Origin of the sequence: Vibrio penaeicida (assembly GCF_002933855.1) — a bacterium.
Taxonomy (GTDB): domain Bacteria; phylum Pseudomonadota; class Gammaproteobacteria; order Enterobacterales; family Vibrionaceae; genus Vibrio; species Vibrio penaeicida_A.
The window spans coordinates 61,877-77,287 of record NZ_BFAQ01000023.1 but is presented as its reverse complement, the minus strand read 5'-3'; the positions used below and the strand labels follow the sequence as shown (position 1 = coordinate 77,287).

At 43.8% G+C, this 15,411-nt stretch carries 11 protein-coding genes; 8 read left to right on the top strand and 3 right to left on the bottom strand.

Annotation, left to right across the window (positions count from 1 at the left end; all coding sequences use genetic code 11):
* Positions 1–542: 542 nt before the first annotated feature.
* Entirely contained in the window at positions 543–1,289 is a 747-nt protein-coding gene (locus tag VPNCDNU1_RS13715) for a helix-turn-helix transcriptional regulator (protein WP_104400838.1), read from the bottom strand.
* A gap of 418 nt (positions 1,290–1,707) precedes the next feature.
* Between VPNCDNU1_RS13715 and VPNCDNU1_RS13710 the strand changes: the two genes are divergently transcribed.
* Genes VPNCDNU1_RS13710 through VPNCDNU1_RS13695 form a run of 4 tightly spaced genes read left to right on the top strand, consistent with a single transcriptional unit; the run spans position 1,708 to position 5,262 of the window.
* Positions 1,708–2,589, top strand: coding sequence for a metal ABC transporter substrate-binding protein (locus VPNCDNU1_RS13710; RefSeq protein WP_104400837.1), 882 nt, complete (start codon positions 1,708–1,710; stop codon positions 2,587–2,589).
* Positions 2,586–3,515 carry a metal ABC transporter ATP-binding protein gene (locus VPNCDNU1_RS13705; RefSeq protein WP_104400836.1) on the top strand — a complete coding sequence of 310 codons (930 nt, stop codon included), beginning with the start codon at positions 2,586–2,588 and terminating at the stop codon, positions 3,513–3,515. The genes VPNCDNU1_RS13710 and VPNCDNU1_RS13705 overlap by 4 nt, the downstream gene beginning before the upstream one ends.
* Entirely contained in the window at positions 3,515–4,393 is an 879-nt protein-coding gene (locus tag VPNCDNU1_RS13700) for a metal ABC transporter permease (RefSeq protein WP_104400835.1), read from the top strand. Before VPNCDNU1_RS13705 ends, VPNCDNU1_RS13700 begins: the two co-directional genes overlap by 1 nt.
* Entirely contained in the window at positions 4,393–5,262 is an 870-nt protein-coding gene (locus VPNCDNU1_RS13695; protein ID WP_104400834.1) for a metal ABC transporter permease, read from the top strand. The genes VPNCDNU1_RS13700 and VPNCDNU1_RS13695 overlap by 1 nt, the downstream gene beginning before the upstream one ends.
* Before the next feature lie 143 nt (positions 5,263–5,405).
* Here VPNCDNU1_RS13695 and VPNCDNU1_RS13690 read toward each other — a convergent pair whose 3' ends face one another.
* Together VPNCDNU1_RS13690 and VPNCDNU1_RS13685 are read right to left on the bottom strand one after the other, a co-directional pair.
* Positions 5,406–7,229: an SUMF1/EgtB/PvdO family nonheme iron enzyme gene (locus VPNCDNU1_RS13690; protein WP_104400833.1), complete on the bottom strand. Its 1,824-nt coding sequence runs from the start codon at positions 7,227–7,229 to the stop codon at positions 5,406–5,408.
* Positions 7,230–7,359: 130 nt separating this feature from the next.
* Complete coding sequence (locus VPNCDNU1_RS13685) at positions 7,360–8,463, bottom strand: PEGA domain-containing protein (RefSeq protein ID WP_167404796.1); 1,104 nt, start codon at positions 8,461–8,463, stop codon at positions 7,360–7,362.
* A 406-nt stretch (positions 8,464–8,869) separates the two neighbouring features.
* Between VPNCDNU1_RS13685 and VPNCDNU1_RS13680 the strand changes: the two genes are divergently transcribed.
* The 4 genes from VPNCDNU1_RS13680 to putP all read left to right on the top strand — a co-directional run bounded on the left by VPNCDNU1_RS13680 (position 8,870) and on the right by putP (position 15,346).
* Positions 8,870–9,664, top strand: coding sequence for an AraC family transcriptional regulator (locus VPNCDNU1_RS13680; protein ID WP_104400831.1), 795 nt, complete (start codon positions 8,870–8,872; stop codon positions 9,662–9,664).
* Between the two features lie 274 nt (positions 9,665–9,938).
* Entirely contained in the window at positions 9,939–13,058 is a 3,120-nt protein-coding gene (gene putA, locus VPNCDNU1_RS13675; RefSeq protein WP_104400830.1) for a bifunctional proline dehydrogenase/L-glutamate gamma-semialdehyde dehydrogenase PutA, read from the top strand.
* 11 nt (positions 13,059–13,069) lie between these two features.
* On the top strand, positions 13,070–13,768 hold the full coding sequence (locus tag VPNCDNU1_RS13670; protein WP_104400829.1) for an aldehyde dehydrogenase family protein: 699 nt from the start codon (positions 13,070–13,072) through the stop codon (positions 13,766–13,768).
* Between the two features lie 90 nt (positions 13,769–13,858).
* Entirely contained in the window at positions 13,859–15,346 is a 1,488-nt protein-coding gene (putP, locus tag VPNCDNU1_RS13665; protein ID WP_104400920.1) for a sodium/proline symporter PutP, read from the top strand.
* Positions 15,347–15,411 lie beyond the last annotated feature (65 nt).

Below are 15,411 nucleotides of genomic sequence, written 5' to 3'. Positions count from 1 at the left end.
GTATAGCTCAAGATGGGGGTTTTATGTGTATGAATAGTGCATTTTATTATTTTTTAATTAGCTCATGTGGTGAGAGTATTATTATGTTTAATAAAGAGTTAAGTGAGGTTTTTGGAACTTTAACTTCTAAGTGTAAATAAATATTACATTTGAGGGTTTCGAGTAGAAAAAGCCGCTAATTGACCATTATTATTCAATTAAGCTATCGAATTGTTCTTGGATTATGTTTTGCGTTTGTAAATGTTTGTGTAGGAAAAGCGTGGTGGTTTAATGTGGTTTGAGCTAAATATATAGGGCGGCGAGCTTTTAGAGGTGTTATTTTTAAATGTGTAGAACTGTTTACATTTTTAATACATCGTACGCTACAGATTTCCTCAAAAGTTCTAGTTCTTTATCGGATGATACTTTTTAGTTGGAATTATTTTATTAAATTATTGTTATTTAATAATTATTATCGATTTGAATGAGTTTTGATATCTTTTCTATTTGGCTAAAAATGCAATTGACCAATATGGATCTACTGGTTTGAAGCGGAACGTTACCTATTTAATTTGGCTAAGTACAACGGATATCTGCGTATTCAATAGGCTTTCTGGAATAATGGAGCCAAACCCCTCATCTAAAGCTAGGTCTATCAGTTCACTTTTTGTTCTTGCTCCAAATTTGTTCCTTAACCGAGCAACGTGTCCTTCTACTGTTTTTACCGAAATGTTCATGGCGTTTGCAATGAATTGAGGTTTCTTTCCGTATAACAAGAAGAAAAGAACCTGAGACTCTCGCTGATTAATCTTTTTTGGTGTGCTGCAAATGGTACTGACGTAGACATCTCTTTTAAGGCTTTGCCCTGTGGCGCGGCAAATCCAATGTCCAATTTCTAGAATGGCGGTATCTTCCAGTTCTTGACCGTGGAAAATTACGCCTTGGACTTCTCCATTGTCGTTTATCCATGGAGATTTAGTAAAAATATGGGCACGCCATTTTCCGTCTGGATAAGGGTGGATGTCTAAGATTTTTAAGGTTTGTCGAGTTTCCATGACGTGTTTGTCTTGCCGCTGAAAATCGAGAGCACAGATAGTTGATGGGCAAGGGATATCAAAGTCCGAAAGTCCTATACATTCAGAGTGGTTGTTTAACCCTACGAGCTGACTGAATGATTCACTAGCGTAAACGTAGTTAGAATTTGTATCTTTGCAGCCCCAGCAACCCGGAAATTGATTGAGAACAGACAAAAGAGTTGAATTAGGCACGAATATTCGCTCTGTTGTAGTGCGCCACTTGTTAATAATCATATCAGTCTCAATTTAGAGATTACAGCGTATGTTATACGTTTAAGCGGGCTTGTTTAAAAAAAAGCCAGCTTGAGGGAGCTGGCAAAATACAAGATACATCTTGTCGACGTGTAGAAGAGGTTATGATCGGCTTCAGGGTCTAAGCGATCATAACTGGTATCAATATGATACCGAGAGTCAAATACACTGGACTGTATCTAACTCTATGACACTTAAGATAAAACAGTATTTTTTTCCTTAAAAGGGGGGAATTCCCCCCTTTTAAGGAAAAAACGGTCTAAATACGATAAATATCGTATTATTGTTCACCTGAAGCACGTAATTAGGGGATACTTAGTCTTTAAATACTTGTGTTTTTGTTGAAATGATAATAGTTATCATTTACGATTGCGGCATCTAATGGATTCAGGATGAAAAAATGAAGAAGATTTTAGCCCAGTTGGGGTTGTGTAGCCTTGTATTGGTACCGGGTATGGCTACTGCTAATTTCAAAGTTGTTACAACGTTTACTATCATTCAAGATATAGCACAAAATGTTGCTGGTGATGCGGCTGAAGTCGTTTCTATCACTAAGCCTGGTGCGGAAATTCATGATTATCAGCCAACTCCAAAAGATATTGTAAAAGCGCAATCAGCTGATTTGGTTATGTGGAATGGAATGAATCTTGAGCGCTGGTTTGAGCGTTTTTTTAGCAATATTGAAGGTGTTCCATCTGTAACGCTAACAGAAGGAATTGCGCCGCTCTCCATTTACGATGGTCCATATCAAGGCAAACCCAATCCTCACGCGTGGATGTCTACAAGCAATGCCCTTGTTTATATTGAAAACATCCGCAAAGCGCTCGTAAAACATGACCCAGCTAATGCTTCGACCTATAATAGTAATGCAGCGGCGTATTCTGAAAAGGTTAAGAATCTCGATGCGCCAATTCGTAAGCAATTGAGTACAATTCCAAAAGATAAGCGTTGGTTAGTAACCAGCGAGGGTGCTTTCAGTTACTTAGCGAAAGATTATGATTTAAAAGAAGCGTACTTGTGGCCGATCAATGCCGACCAGCAAGGCACGCCGAAACAGGTTAAATCACTTATTGATAAGATTCGTGAAAACCAAATTCCGGTAGTGTTTAGTGAAAGTACCATTTCGGACAAGCCTGCAAAACAGGTTGTAAGAGAAACTAATGCAAAATATGGCGGCGTGCTATACGTTGATTCTCTGTCTACTCAAAATGGTCCTGTTCCTACCTATCTAGATTTATTGAAAGTAACTACACAAACTGTAGCGGATGGATTTGAATTATGAGTTCGTTGTCGGCCAGCTTAGAAGTATCCAACGTTGGTGTGACATACAACAACGGCTTCACAGCGATTAACCACGTTAACTTCTCTCTTAGCGGGGGCACTATATGTGCCCTCGTTGGGATTAATGGCGGTGGTAAATCGACGCTTTTTAAAAGCATCATGGGGCTGGTGAAGCTTTCCTCGGGCGACATTTGTGTCTCCGGGATGACCATACGTAAAGCACTAAAAAGTAACTTAGTCGCGTACGTACCTCAAAGTGAGGATATCGACTGGGATTTTCCTATTCTAGTTAAAGATGTGGTGATGCAAGGTCGTTTTGGATTTATGAATTTCCTTCGTCGACCGAGTAAAATGGATAAGGCGAAAGTCGCTTCAGCGATGGACCGAATGGGAATTAGCCAATTAGCTGAACGACAAATTGGCGAACTTTCCGGTGGACAGAAAAAACGTGTTTTTTTGGCAAGAGCACTGGCTCAAGAGAGTAAAACGATATTACTTGATGAACCTTTTACGGGTGTCGATTTCACTACAGAAAGCGCCATTATGCAGTTGTTCCGAGAACTTAGGGCTGAAGGGCATCTGATTTTAGTGTCCACTCATAATTTGGGCAGTATTCCAGATTACTGCAATGAAGTGGTCTTTATAAACAGAACAGTGATTGCTGCGGGCTCTCTAGATGTGACATTCACTCAGCAAAATCTAGAAGCCACATTTGGCGGGGTTCTTAAACACGTTGGTATTCCAGGTGAAGAACTACACAATGATGCCGATCGCCGTGCTGTTACTATCATTTCTGATCACGAGAAACCCGCGGTGTTCTATGGAACCAACAGAAATGACTCGACTCTAATCAGTGAAGCCCAACATCACGATGAATCCAATCGTAGCGAACCCAATCGCGACCAAAAAAGTCGGGTGGATCAGTAATGTTGGAATATTTATTGGAACCCCTAAATTACGAGTACATGCTTAACGCCATATTTGCGAGTGCGATTGTGGGTGCCGTGTGCGCGTTTCTTTCAGCCTTTCTTATGTTGAAAGGTTGGTCGCTTATTGGTGATGCTCTTTCTCACTCTGTTGTCCCTGGTGTCGCAGGTGCTTATGCATTGGGGCTGCCTTACGCAGTTGGTGCATTCTTTTCTGGGTTTCTCGCATCTTTGAGCATTGCTGCTCTGAAATCACTCTCACATTTGAAAGAAGACGCCATCATAGGGTTTATTTTTACGACCTTTTTTGCCGCCGGATTGTTGCTGATTTCGCTTAACCCAACCTCTATAAACGTCCAAGCAATTATTTTCGGTAATATCCTTAGCATTGGACCCGAAGACCTCTATCAAATTGTCATTATTTCAGTCGTGTCTTTGGTGATTCTAGGGGTGCTATGGAAAGACCTCATGCTTGTGTTTTTTGATGAAACCCAAGCTTCATCTGTTGGTCTTTCTCCTGTTAAATTGAAGATACTGTTCTTCACTCTTTTAAGCGCTTGTACAGTTGCATCTTTGCAAACGGTAGGGGCGGTACTTGTTATTGCAATGGTTATCACTCCTGGTGCTACGGCGTATCTGTTGACCGACCGATTTGGTTGGCTGCTTGTAATTGCCACCACTATTGGGCTATTGAGTAGTGGGCTGGGGGCGTATATCAGCTATTTCTTAGATGGCACAACAGGCGGCATTATTGTATTGATTCAAACCATATTGTTCATGCTTGCGTTTTTGTTTGCGCCTAAGTACGGCCTATTTTCCGATCGCATTGCGGCTTTGGGTCGGCTGAGCAGCGCCAGCAAATTGGCTAGGAGAGCGTAATGGAAGCGTTGATTAGCTGGATCATTGAGCCGTTCCAATACCCATTTATGATGCGTGCACTTTGGGCTGGTTTAGCAGTGGGCAGCGTTTGTGCCATCTTATCGTGTTATTTGGTTCTTAAAGGTTGGTCTTTGATGGGCGATGCCATTTCTCATGCAGTCTTGCCCGGTATTGTGGTGGCTTATGTTGTGGGTATTGCATTACCGATTGGTGCGTTTGTTTCTGGTCTCGCTTGTGCTCTTCTGACCGGTTATATAAAAGAAAATAGCCGGGTGAAAGAAGATACCGTAATGGGCATTGTCTTCTCGGGTATGTTTGCTCTGGGTTTGGTGATGTTCGCTAAGATAGAAACCGATCAGCACTTATTGCACATCTTGTTTGGTAACATGCTAGGTATTAGCGATTTTGAGTTTTGGCAAACGGTTATTATTTCCGTCATCGTGTTTTGTGTGATGGTTGTATTTCGACATGATTTCTTGCTTTACTGCTTCGACAAAAGCCACGCACGTGTTGCTGGCTTGCCTGTAACGCTCTTACACTATGGTTTGCTTATTATGCTGGCATTAACCATAGTCGCGACCATTCAGGCTGTAGGCGTCATTATGGTCGTTGCAATGCTAGTTTCTCCAGGTATCACGGCCTTTGTATTGACCAAAAAGTTTACCAACATGCTGATAATCGCGCTGTCAGTGTCAATCGGGTCGACATTAGCGGGTACATTGATCAGTTTCCATATTGATGGCGCGACCAGTGCGTGTATTGTTCTCGTTCAAGCGTTCTGCTTTATTGTTGCATTGTCGTTTGCCAAGTTTCGAACTTACCTTGGTAAAGCTAAACCGATGGCAGTACACAAGGAATGCAACGAATAGAATAGTAAGGAATTGGAATACAATTGCCACTCAATTGAATATGTATATTCAAAGCTGAGATTAATTCTTTTAGCTCAAATAGCGATATAAAAAGGGCTTCCGTTTGGAAGCCCTTTTTACTGATTACTAGGTAAAGAAAACTCTTAACTCTTTGTGAGCATTCGAACGACTCGGAACCCGATGTAGTTCGTTGTAGACTCTGGGGCGACTTCTAAGGATTCATGTGCTGAAGCTTTTGCTGGGGCGAAGCTCCAAGCACCGCCTTTCGCGCTACCGTATCGATTATTTGTCCATTCCCACACATTGCCAACCATGTCGTATAAACCAAGTGCATTAGGACGGAATGCATTGACAGGAGAACTGCTCACATTTGACCACTTGGTACCAGCCCAACCTGTGTTTGCCTTACCTGTGCCAAATTCATCGCCCCACCAATAAGCACTGGACGTGCCAGCACGAGCAGCAATTTCCCATTCTTGCTCTGTAGGGAGGCGGTATTGGTAGCCTGTTTTATTACTTAGCCACTTGGTATACGCATGGGCATCGTCTCTACTAAGACACACAACAGGGGACTGATCACTTTGCTTGAAGCCTGGCTGGCGCCAATAATTACCGTCAACCGCTACATCCACACTGTTCTCCATTGTGGAACAGGTTTTGTTTTTCTCTGCGACTGTTTTGTAACCCGTGTCATTTACAAATGCGGCAAATTGCTTAACAGTGACAGGAGTTGATGAAATTGAATATGCGCGCTTTAACTCGATTTGCTGAGAGCCATTTTTGCCGACATAGTAATTACCTGCCCCAACAACAATCATTTGTGGCGCAGCCGTTGGCTCACCAATTTGGTCAGCAAAGGCTTTCCCTGAATGGGGCAAGTTAGCATTCTCAACTAATACTGCTCGTAGGTTTCCATCTTGTTTGAGTGTCATTTCACGGCTAAATGAACGGAAGCCTTCTTTTTTGACGCTCACGGTGTGAGCACCTGTTGGCAGCATAATATCGACAGGCGTGGCGCCGTAGCTCACCCCATTGATCAGTACACTGTCGTCGTATTGGTTCGAGCGGACCGTTAACGTCACCCATCTCACTTCTTTCTGCGTACTTGATTTTTCGAGTTTCTCGCTCGGGTCAAAGCAGTAAGCTGAATCAATATTAAGTAAGCGACAGGCTGCGTTTAAGGAAGGACGCGATTCGATAGCAACATCAATTTTTGCTTGGTACTGACCACCGTTAACAAAACCCGTTTTGACTGGTTGATGACTTACAACATGAATGTTTAACGCGGTTTGTTGAAGGTGTTGTTTAACTATCTCACTTTCCGTTGTGTTTTTAATTAATGCAGACTGGAACTGATTTACGGCTTTTTGAAGCGCTAGCCCTGTGGTTTGTGCCTTACATTGCGCCAGAGTGGCATCCTGAGCACAATTATGAAGGTAAGAGACCGTTTGGGAGGTTTGAACCGTTAACTCGTTTTGCAGCTGATCTGCACGCAAACGAAAGTGGCTCTCTTCTAATTCTTGGAGTTCAGCGCTGAGTTGTGCACTTTTGGCTTTTGAACTTGATAAGGAGATTTGCTGCTCTTGAATTTGGTGCTCGACATCAAGTTGCTGCTGTTGATTTTGCTTCAATTTTGCCCACGCATCCTGATAAGCTTTTTGGCTTGAGGCAAGGTCTAGCTCAGGGTCATCCAGCATTCGAGCATACTGTCTTTCCAGTGCTTGTTTGGCTTTCAGCCTTTTGTTTTCAAGGCGTTTTTCATCTTGTTCCACCTGCAGCAACTCTGCTTGGAGCTTTCGAATGGCTGCCTGAATGTCTGTTTCCTGAGTACCGACAGACTGGATTTCAGCCTCTTTCGAACTCATAGCTTTTGAAACATTCGTGATATCCAAAGCCTCAGCATAGGCTGTTACTGATATCAGGCTCGGTGAAAGAGCCAACAAAAGCGCTGGTAATCCTTGTCTCATGTTCAGTTCTAATTCGTGTTGTTTGCTTAACTAAAGCGCCATTTTGTCACGATCAATGAGGATTGATATAAACAAAATGGCGATAAGAAATTACGTGTAAATCGGCGATATTTCGTGCCGAACTTGGGCTCTACCCATGCTTTTCAGGTCTCAGTTTAACCCAAATAGTGTCATTACCGTTAATAGTAATCTGGCGGCTGTACGTTTCAAAACCTTCTTTAGAAACAGTAATCTGGTGGCGACCCGCAGGAAGTACTAACTCTACAGGAGTACTTCCGTATCTCACTCCATTGACGGTAACGTCATCTTCGTATTGATCAGAGCGTACCGTAATGTTTGCCCATGCCTTATCTACTTTGGATGTGGTAACAACATTCGATTCGGTGTAACAGTAGCGATTTGCAACACCTAGAAGTTTACATGCGGCAAGCGATTCAGGTTTGGCTTGCAGCTGAGCTTGCATTTTGGTCGCGTAACTGTTGTCGCCAGAAAAGCCACTTTTAATGATTTGGCTATCTTGAACGTGAATATTAAGTTGCACACCTTGCAAGTGTTGTTTTGCCACGTTCGCTTCAGTTAGTTGGCCTATCAATCGAGACTTAAATGTATTGACGGCTTTCTGCTTGGTTAAGTGCTTACCACGGTTCGCACAGTCACGCAGGGTCATGCTTGCTGAACACGTTGTCTTGTAACTGGTTTCAAGAACGGCACTCTCACGTAGTTCGGCTGCGAGCCTCTTTACTCGCGCTTCAACACGGGATTCTTGCAGATTTTGCTGCGCTGCGTTCAAGTGAGCTTGCTGCTGCTTAAGCTGAGAAAGGCGCATTTCGCTTTCACTGACAAGGTGTTGTTGGCTGAGTTGCTCTTTTTGATTTCCTTTAACCGCGACCCAAGACTCTTGGTACTGCTTTTGAAAACTGGAGAGGTCGATATCAGGCTCTTCAACCAAACGGGTGAATTGCTTATCCAGAGCACTTTTTGCTCGGTTCCGTTTAGCAACTAATTCAGCATACTCGCGTTGCAGTTGCTCTGATTGTTGCTTAAGTTGAGAGTGCGTTTTGGCTTCTTCGAAGTGTTCATCATCGACAGAATCAATTTTCTCTTGATTTTGAGTGATTTTTTCATCGATAGCTGCCACTAAATCAACGCTTTGTATCTCTTCAGCCTGTAAAGAGGAAGGTAGCCAAACTGGGGTAAGCGCAAGCAAAAGCGCTGGGATTCGATGTTTGATCATAATTCCCTGCATGATATTCATTTCGTAAGTAACCTTACTGCTCTGATAAGGTCATAATTTTGACTGAATTGAACTTAAATTAAGCACATTCAGTCTCTTAGTTTTTTGAGCTAATGAGTAAAGAATCAGGTCGCCCAACTTATTGAACTCTAAAAAGTCTACTCTGTCTTTGAGAATTTCACAATTTTCTTAGTTTTGATATAAAAAAATGCGATTAAAGTGGATTGAGTAAGCATTGACCGTAATTTATGTGCACTTGATCATTGTTCCGTGAAATGTAACCTTTTTTGACTCAAGTTGAAGCCCGCAGGTACACTGCTCGATGATACTATTTCAGCGTTTGTGATCTTGCTTCATATTTTTAGTCGTCATAGTGCACGTAAGCCTATGAATTTCCGGTGTTGCCATGAAAAATAATAACGGTCTTAATGGGCCTAAGCCTGCTCAAGTGATGACGCTTCCCAGTGAAATGAACAACCATGATCATGAATATACTCAGATCGTGATTGGGTTGAATGGGCAGGCAGAATTTGACGTTGCTGGGGTCGGGAATTTTATTGGTCCTGGTCAAGGTTGTGTGGTAACAGCTTCTTCACAACATGCTTTTGGAGGAATCGGCAAGTCGGACATTCTCGTGCTCAATATGCCTATGATGAGCGAATACGATCCTCTGGTATTGCAAAAATTGAATGAGCTAGGAAAGAAAGATATCTATTTTCAGCTCGATAACCAGATACAGCAATTGATTGCAATGCTTGTAGGTGAAATGCGTAATAGCCCCGCTGATGAACTATTGAGCCGAGCATGTAATGATACCGTAGTTGCACTCTTACAGCGCCACCTGAAGTCATTCCAAGCTTTACAGAAAGATGGTCGATTAGATATGGATGCTGTAGATCGCTATATCGAGCAGCACCTGAGCCATAGAATTACCGTTGCTCAGCTTGCTGGTAGTGTTTTCTTGGGAGAAAGCCAGTTTCACATGCTTTTCAAAGAGCAAACCGGTGTTACGCCACATCAATATGTACTTGGAAGACGTGTCGATATGGCAAAAAAACTTATTGAGCAAGGAAATCTGAGTTTAGGGCATATTGCCGAGCTGACTGGGTTTTCCGGGCAAAGTACATTTACCCACACATTTTCACGCCTTCAGGGGATTTCCCCGTCTGTTTATAAGAAACGTCTTTTGAACAAACACTAACCTTTTGTCCTAGTTACTACGATTGGTATTATATCCAATTTAAACATTGGAATTAATAGGGTGGAAATACGTTAAATCTGCGCGAAATTGTTTGCACTATATTGCATAAACTGTCGCGAAATTCCTGTGATCATGTTTTTACTTTGTTAAAAATCCGACTTTTTGCCAAAAAAGCCGGAGTTTTTGACAAGTATCTCACTCAAGCTCAAAATACACTGCTACCCATTGTGGATGAACCCGATATTTTATTCGGTACTGAGATTGAGGAAAACGCATGTTTACAGCAACAGATGTGTTGACGAAACAGTTTGTTGAGCAACCGCTTGATCAACTTTGGTCGCTGATCTCGCCATTGTATATGGTTGAAGAGACCCAATGGTTAGAACAACTAATTCCATTAGCTAAGCCTTCTGATAATGAAAAGCGTGCTACAAATGAAAAAACCACAGCACTGATTAATGCTATCCGTGCCGACAAAAATGCTGTGCAGATGATTGATGCACTTCTATTGGAATACAGTTTAGATACTCAAGAAGGCATCCTTTTGATGTGTTTGGCTGAAGCATTAATGCGTATTCCAGATTCCGCAACGGCAGACGCGCTGATTCGCGACAAGTTAAGTGTTGCTGATTGGAAGTCTCACCTTAAAAATTCAGATTCGGTTTTTGTTAATGCATCCACTTGGGGCTTAATGCTGACTGGTAAAGTGGTTGGACTGAAAGAAACGGAATCCAAATCCCCATCTCAAGCCGTTAATAGCTTAGTGAATAAGCTCTCTGAGCCTGTTATTCGCAAGGCAATGCATCAGGCAATGAAGATCATGGGCCATCAATTTGTTCTTGGACGCTCGATTTCTGAGGCGCAAAAGAACGGCAAAAAGATGCGCGATAAAGGCTATACCTACTCTTTTGATATGTTGGGTGAAGCGGCGCTGACAGACACAGACGCGGAAAAATACTTTAAAGACTACATCGTGGCTATTGAAGCCGTGGGACGCGATGGGTATGGGTTAGATACAAGTCCAGCTCCGTCTGTCTCTATTAAGCTATCTGCATTGCATCCACGCTATGAAGTTGCGAATTACGAACGCGTGATGGATGAGATGTATTCCACTGTTCTTAAATTGCTTGAAAAAGCCCGTGAGCTTGATGTTGCGATAACGATTGATGCAGAAGAAGCGGATCGCTTAGAGCTTTCACTTAAGCTCTTTGAAAAGCTTTACCGAAGCGAAAGTGTTAAAGGGTGGGGTAAATTTGGACTGGTTGTTCAAGCCTATTCGAAACGCGCTTTGCCTGTGCTGGTTTGGCTAAATGGCCTAGCAAAAGATCAGGGTGATTTAATCCCACTACGTCTAGTGAAGGGTGCGTACTGGGACAGCGAAATAAAATGGTCCCAGCAGGGTGGGTACGATAATTATCCGGTTTATACCCGTAAAGAAGCGACGGATGTTGCTTACCTTGCATGTGCACGCTTTTTATTGAGTGCAGAGGTGCGCGGTAATATTTTCCCTCAATTTGCAAGCCACAACGCGCATACCGTTACCGCAATTGCGGTGATGGCGGATCACGGTGACTATGAGTTTCAGCGATTGCATGGCATGGGTGATGCGTTGTACGAACATGCAATGTCCGCTTTTGGGCAATCTGTTCGTATCTACGCGCCAGTTGGAAGCCATAAAGACTTACTTCCATACCTTGTTCGTCGCCTACTTGAGAATGGTGCAAACAGTTCGTTCGTTCATCGTTTGGTTGATGCTCGTTGCCCTGTCGACACGCTGACTCATCACCCTGTCGATTCGCTATTGGCATTTGAAACGTTGAATAACACCAAGATACCTCTGCCAGGTGATATTTTTGATGATCGCAAAAACTCGATCGGTGTCAATGTGGATATTGACAGCGAAGCCGAAGTATTTGAGAAGGCTGTTCATGCCTTTAGCGAACGTCAATGGAAAGGTGCGCCAATCATTAATGGTGTGAACCTTTTCGAAAGCATGATCAAGGAAGAAGTACAACCAACTATGGTTACCGCTCCTTACGATCGCAATAAACACGTAGGAAACTTGGTCTTTGCAAACCTTGATCATGTTTCCGAAGCATTGAACAGCGCTGCTGCTAACGTTGATGAATGGCGCAGTCAGACCACCGAGTCTCGGGGCGCATATTTAAATACGCTTGCCGATCTTATGGAGCGCGATCTAGCCGAGTTAGTGGCGTTGTGTCATCACGAGGCAGGAAAAACCATTCACGACTGTATCGACGAGGTGCGTGAAGCTGTCGATTTCTGTCGCTTCTACGCAAATCAAGCCAATCTCTTGAAAGCGCAGCACATCACCGCATTTGATGGCTCAACTAAGCAGGTGACGCGTGAAGGTCGTGGCGTGTTTGTTTGTATTAGCCCGTGGAACTTCCCATTAGCTATTTTCCTTGGTCAAGTTACAGCGGCATTAGTCGCAGGTAACACCGTTGTGGCAAAACCCGCAGAGCAAACCAGCCTTATTGCCGTTAAAGCGATTGAGTTGATGCTAGAAGCTGGCGTGCCAGCGGGTGTTATTCAGTTGCTTCCGGGTATTGGTCGTGAAATCGGTAGCGCGTTAACCTCTCATCCAGCCATCGCGGGTGTTGCGTTTACGGGATCGACGGAAACAGCTCAGCGAATCAACGCAACGTTAGCAAGCCGCGAAGCAGCCCCCGTTCCGTTTATTGCGGAAACCGGTGGTCAGAATGCAATGATTGTCGATAGTACTGCCTTACCAGAGCAAGTTGTTCGTGATGTTATGCGTTCGGCTTTTGCCTCTGCTGGGCAACGCTGCTCCGCTCTTCGCGTCTTGTTTGTTCAAGAAGATATTGCCGATCGAATTACGTCACTCATTCAAGGTGCAATGGCTCAATTGGATGTGGGTTTACCTTACTTACATAAAACCGATGTAGGTCCTGTTATTGACCAAACTGCTAAAACCAATTTGCTTGCTCACATTGAAAAAATGTCGAGTACACAAAAATTGGTCGCGCAAGCCGAGATTTCTCACGCCTGTGCAAATGGTGATTATGTCGCCCCTTCTGCATTCGAAATTGACAATATTTCGGTATTAGAAAAAGAGCATTTCGGACCGATTCTTCATATTGTGCGCTTTAAAGCGAACCAAATTGCTGATGTGGTTAAACAAATTAACAACACAGGTTTTGGCTTGACCATGGGTGTCCACAGTAGGAATGAAACCACCTACCGCTGGATCGAGAAACACATTCGAGTCGGTAACTGCTACATCAATCGCGATCAAGTTGGCGCGGTCGTTGGCGTTCAGCCATTTGGTGGTCAAGGGCTATCGGGCACAGGCCCTAAAGCAGGTGGTCCACATTATCTTATCCGATTCACTCAAGCCGTTTACGCATAAGGAGAACCGTTATGGCACATCAAGTCACTTGTTTTTCAGATGCATACTCAGCATGGGAAAATTGGAACCTAACTGGCTACGAACAGCGTAGCGCCGCGATTACCTCTTTCACTAAGGCACTTAGTCAAAAGGAATCTACGATCAGTGCGGTATGTTCGTATCACCTAGAGAAAAGCGAAGCATTACTGGCTAAAACCCATTTGATGCCAGGGTCTACAGGTGAAACAAATGAACTTTACACTGCAGGCAGAGGCGTTTGTTTGTTACTTCAAGATGAATCGTCCGACACCGGGCGACAGGCTATTACGGCGCAGTTAATCTGTGCTTTATTAGCTGGCAACGCTGTTATTTTGAGCTCGGATGATGAAGTCTACATGCAGGCTATTGCGCAAGCGATATCGAGTACTTCATTACCTGCTCATGTTTTACAGGTTATTCCGCGAGAATCCGCTCAGGAAATTTTAGAGTGCGATGTTCGTGCTTTAGGTTTTGTTGGTTCTCCAGAACAAGAAATTCTTCTTAACCGAAGTTTATCCAATCGAAACGGTGCCATCGTTTCGTTTATTAGTGAAACGGATCTTGTCGGTCTGCCGACAGCATTAGATCCATACCTTGCTTTGCGCTTCGTGACTGAGCGAACGCGCACCATCAATATAACGGCAGTCGGTGGAAACGCGACCTTGCTTGAGCTCGGGAGCGACGGCCACTAGCCAGTTCATGCCCGCTTCTCCCTCAATTGTGTATTCAAATTAGGGTGAAGCAACATGGAATAAAAATAATAAAACGAGGAGTTTTATATGATCGAGAATAGCTTTGCTATTACCGGTACCTTTATTGCGTATCTTATTTTGATGCTTGCAATTGGCGTTATTGCTTACAAGCGTACTTCAAATTCAAGTGATTACTTTTTGGGTGGTCGTTCACTAGGACCTTGGCCAGCTGCGCTTTCCGCAGGTGCGTCAGATATGAGTGGATGGTTGCTTCTTGGCCTACCAGGTTATGCCTATGCTGCAGGTATTGAAGCATTTTGGCTTGCCGGTGGCCTGCTATTAGGAACATGGGCAAACTGGCTTATCAACGCTAAGCGCCTGCGTACTTATAGCATTACAACTGATGCGTTAACGCTACCTGAATTCTTATCGCGTCGATTCCAAGATAATTCGAAATTGATTCAGACGATCTCTGCTTTCTTTATCCTTTTGTTCTTCCTCTTTTATACCAGCTCTGGCTTGGTTGCAGGCGGCAAGTTGTTTGAAACGGTATTCGGGTTGGATTACACGACAGCGGTGATCATCGGGACAGTTTGTGTGGTGTCTTACACCTTGTTTGGTGGATTCTTAGCGGTTTCTTGGACGGATTTAGTTCAAGGCTTGCTGATGGCAGCTGCGCTTCTTATTGTACCTATTGCCGCAATGGATGGAGGACTTGGTCAACTGACTGAAGACCTGAAAAGCATTAACCCTGAGCTTCTGACCTTGTGGAATGACTCTAAAGGTGAGCCACTGACTGCCATAGCGATCATTTCGTTGGCGGCATGGGGTTTGGGTTACTTTGGTCAGCCGCATATTTTGGCTCGTTTCAAAGCATCAAGAAGCAACAAAGATCTCGACACGGCTCGTCGCATCGCGGTTATTTGGTCGGCACTATCAATGGTCGGCGCTATGTTAGTGGGCTTGGTTGGATTGGTTTATCTGAATGGACAAGGTAATGATTTAGCTGATGGAGAGAAAATCTTCATGCTGCTTGTTAATGCTATTTTCCACCCAGTGATCGCGGGCATTCTGTTGGCTGCGATTCTAGCGGCGATCATGAGTACAGCGGATTCTCAGTTGCTTGTATCTTCATCAGCTTTAGCTGAAGACTTCTACAAACAAGTGTTTAATAACGAAGCCTCACCTGAGCAAGTTGTCACCGTTGGTCGAATTGCGGTTATCTTGCTGTCACTTGTTGCGTTGTTCCTCGCGATGAACCCAGACAGTTCTGTTCTTGGGTTAGTTTCTTACGCGTGGGCTGGCTTTGGTGCCGCGTTTGGACCTGCAATCGTATTGAGCCTTTTCTGGGTAGGTATGAATCGCAACGGTGCTCTTGCGGGTATTTTGGTCGGTGGTATCACGATTGTGGTATGGAAACAGCTTTCAGGCGGTTGGTTTGACGTGTACGAAATTGTACCTGGGATCATATTGTCAACGATCTCTATCGTTGCGGTTAGCATTGCAACAGGCGAACCTTCTGATGAAGTGAAAGCGCAGCATGCCAAGTTTGAAAAGCAACTGAAGGAACTTGACTAAGAGCGGCAGTTCTTAGGAACAGATTCTTTCTTGTAAAGCGCAAACGCCCTCGTTCATCCGAGGGC

What these genes read in the sequence shown, in the direction of transcription:
- VPNCDNU1_RS13680 (WP_104400831.1), top strand. Translation starts at nt 8,870, where the DNA reads ATGAAAAATAATAACGGTCTTAATGGGCCTAAGCCTGCTCAAGTGATG.
- VPNCDNU1_RS13695 (WP_104400834.1), top strand. Translation starts at nt 4,393, where the DNA reads ATGGAAGCGTTGATTAGCTGGATCATTGAGCCGTTCCAATACCCATTT.
- VPNCDNU1_RS13705 (WP_104400836.1), top strand. Translation starts at nt 2,586, where the DNA reads ATGAGTTCGTTGTCGGCCAGCTTAGAAGTATCCAACGTTGGTGTGACA.
- VPNCDNU1_RS13700 (WP_104400835.1), top strand. Translation starts at nt 3,515, where the DNA reads ATGTTGGAATATTTATTGGAACCCCTAAATTACGAGTACATGCTTAAC.
- VPNCDNU1_RS13710 (WP_104400837.1), top strand. Translation starts at nt 1,708, where the DNA reads ATGAAGAAGATTTTAGCCCAGTTGGGGTTGTGTAGCCTTGTATTGGTA.
- VPNCDNU1_RS13690 (WP_104400833.1), bottom strand. Translation starts at nt 7,229, where the DNA reads ATGAGACAAGGATTACCAGCGCTTTTGTTGGCTCTTTCACCGAGCCTG.
- putA (WP_104400830.1), top strand. Translation starts at nt 9,939, where the DNA reads ATGTTTACAGCAACAGATGTGTTGACGAAACAGTTTGTTGAGCAACCG.
- VPNCDNU1_RS13670 (WP_104400829.1), top strand. Translation starts at nt 13,070, where the DNA reads ATGGCACATCAAGTCACTTGTTTTTCAGATGCATACTCAGCATGGGAA.
- VPNCDNU1_RS13685 (WP_167404796.1), bottom strand. Translation starts at nt 8,463, where the DNA reads ATGATCAAACATCGAATCCCAGCGCTTTTGCTTGCGCTTACCCCAGTT.
- VPNCDNU1_RS13715 (WP_104400838.1), bottom strand. Translation starts at nt 1,289, where the DNA reads ATGATTATTAACAAGTGGCGCACTACAACAGAGCGAATATTCGTGCCT.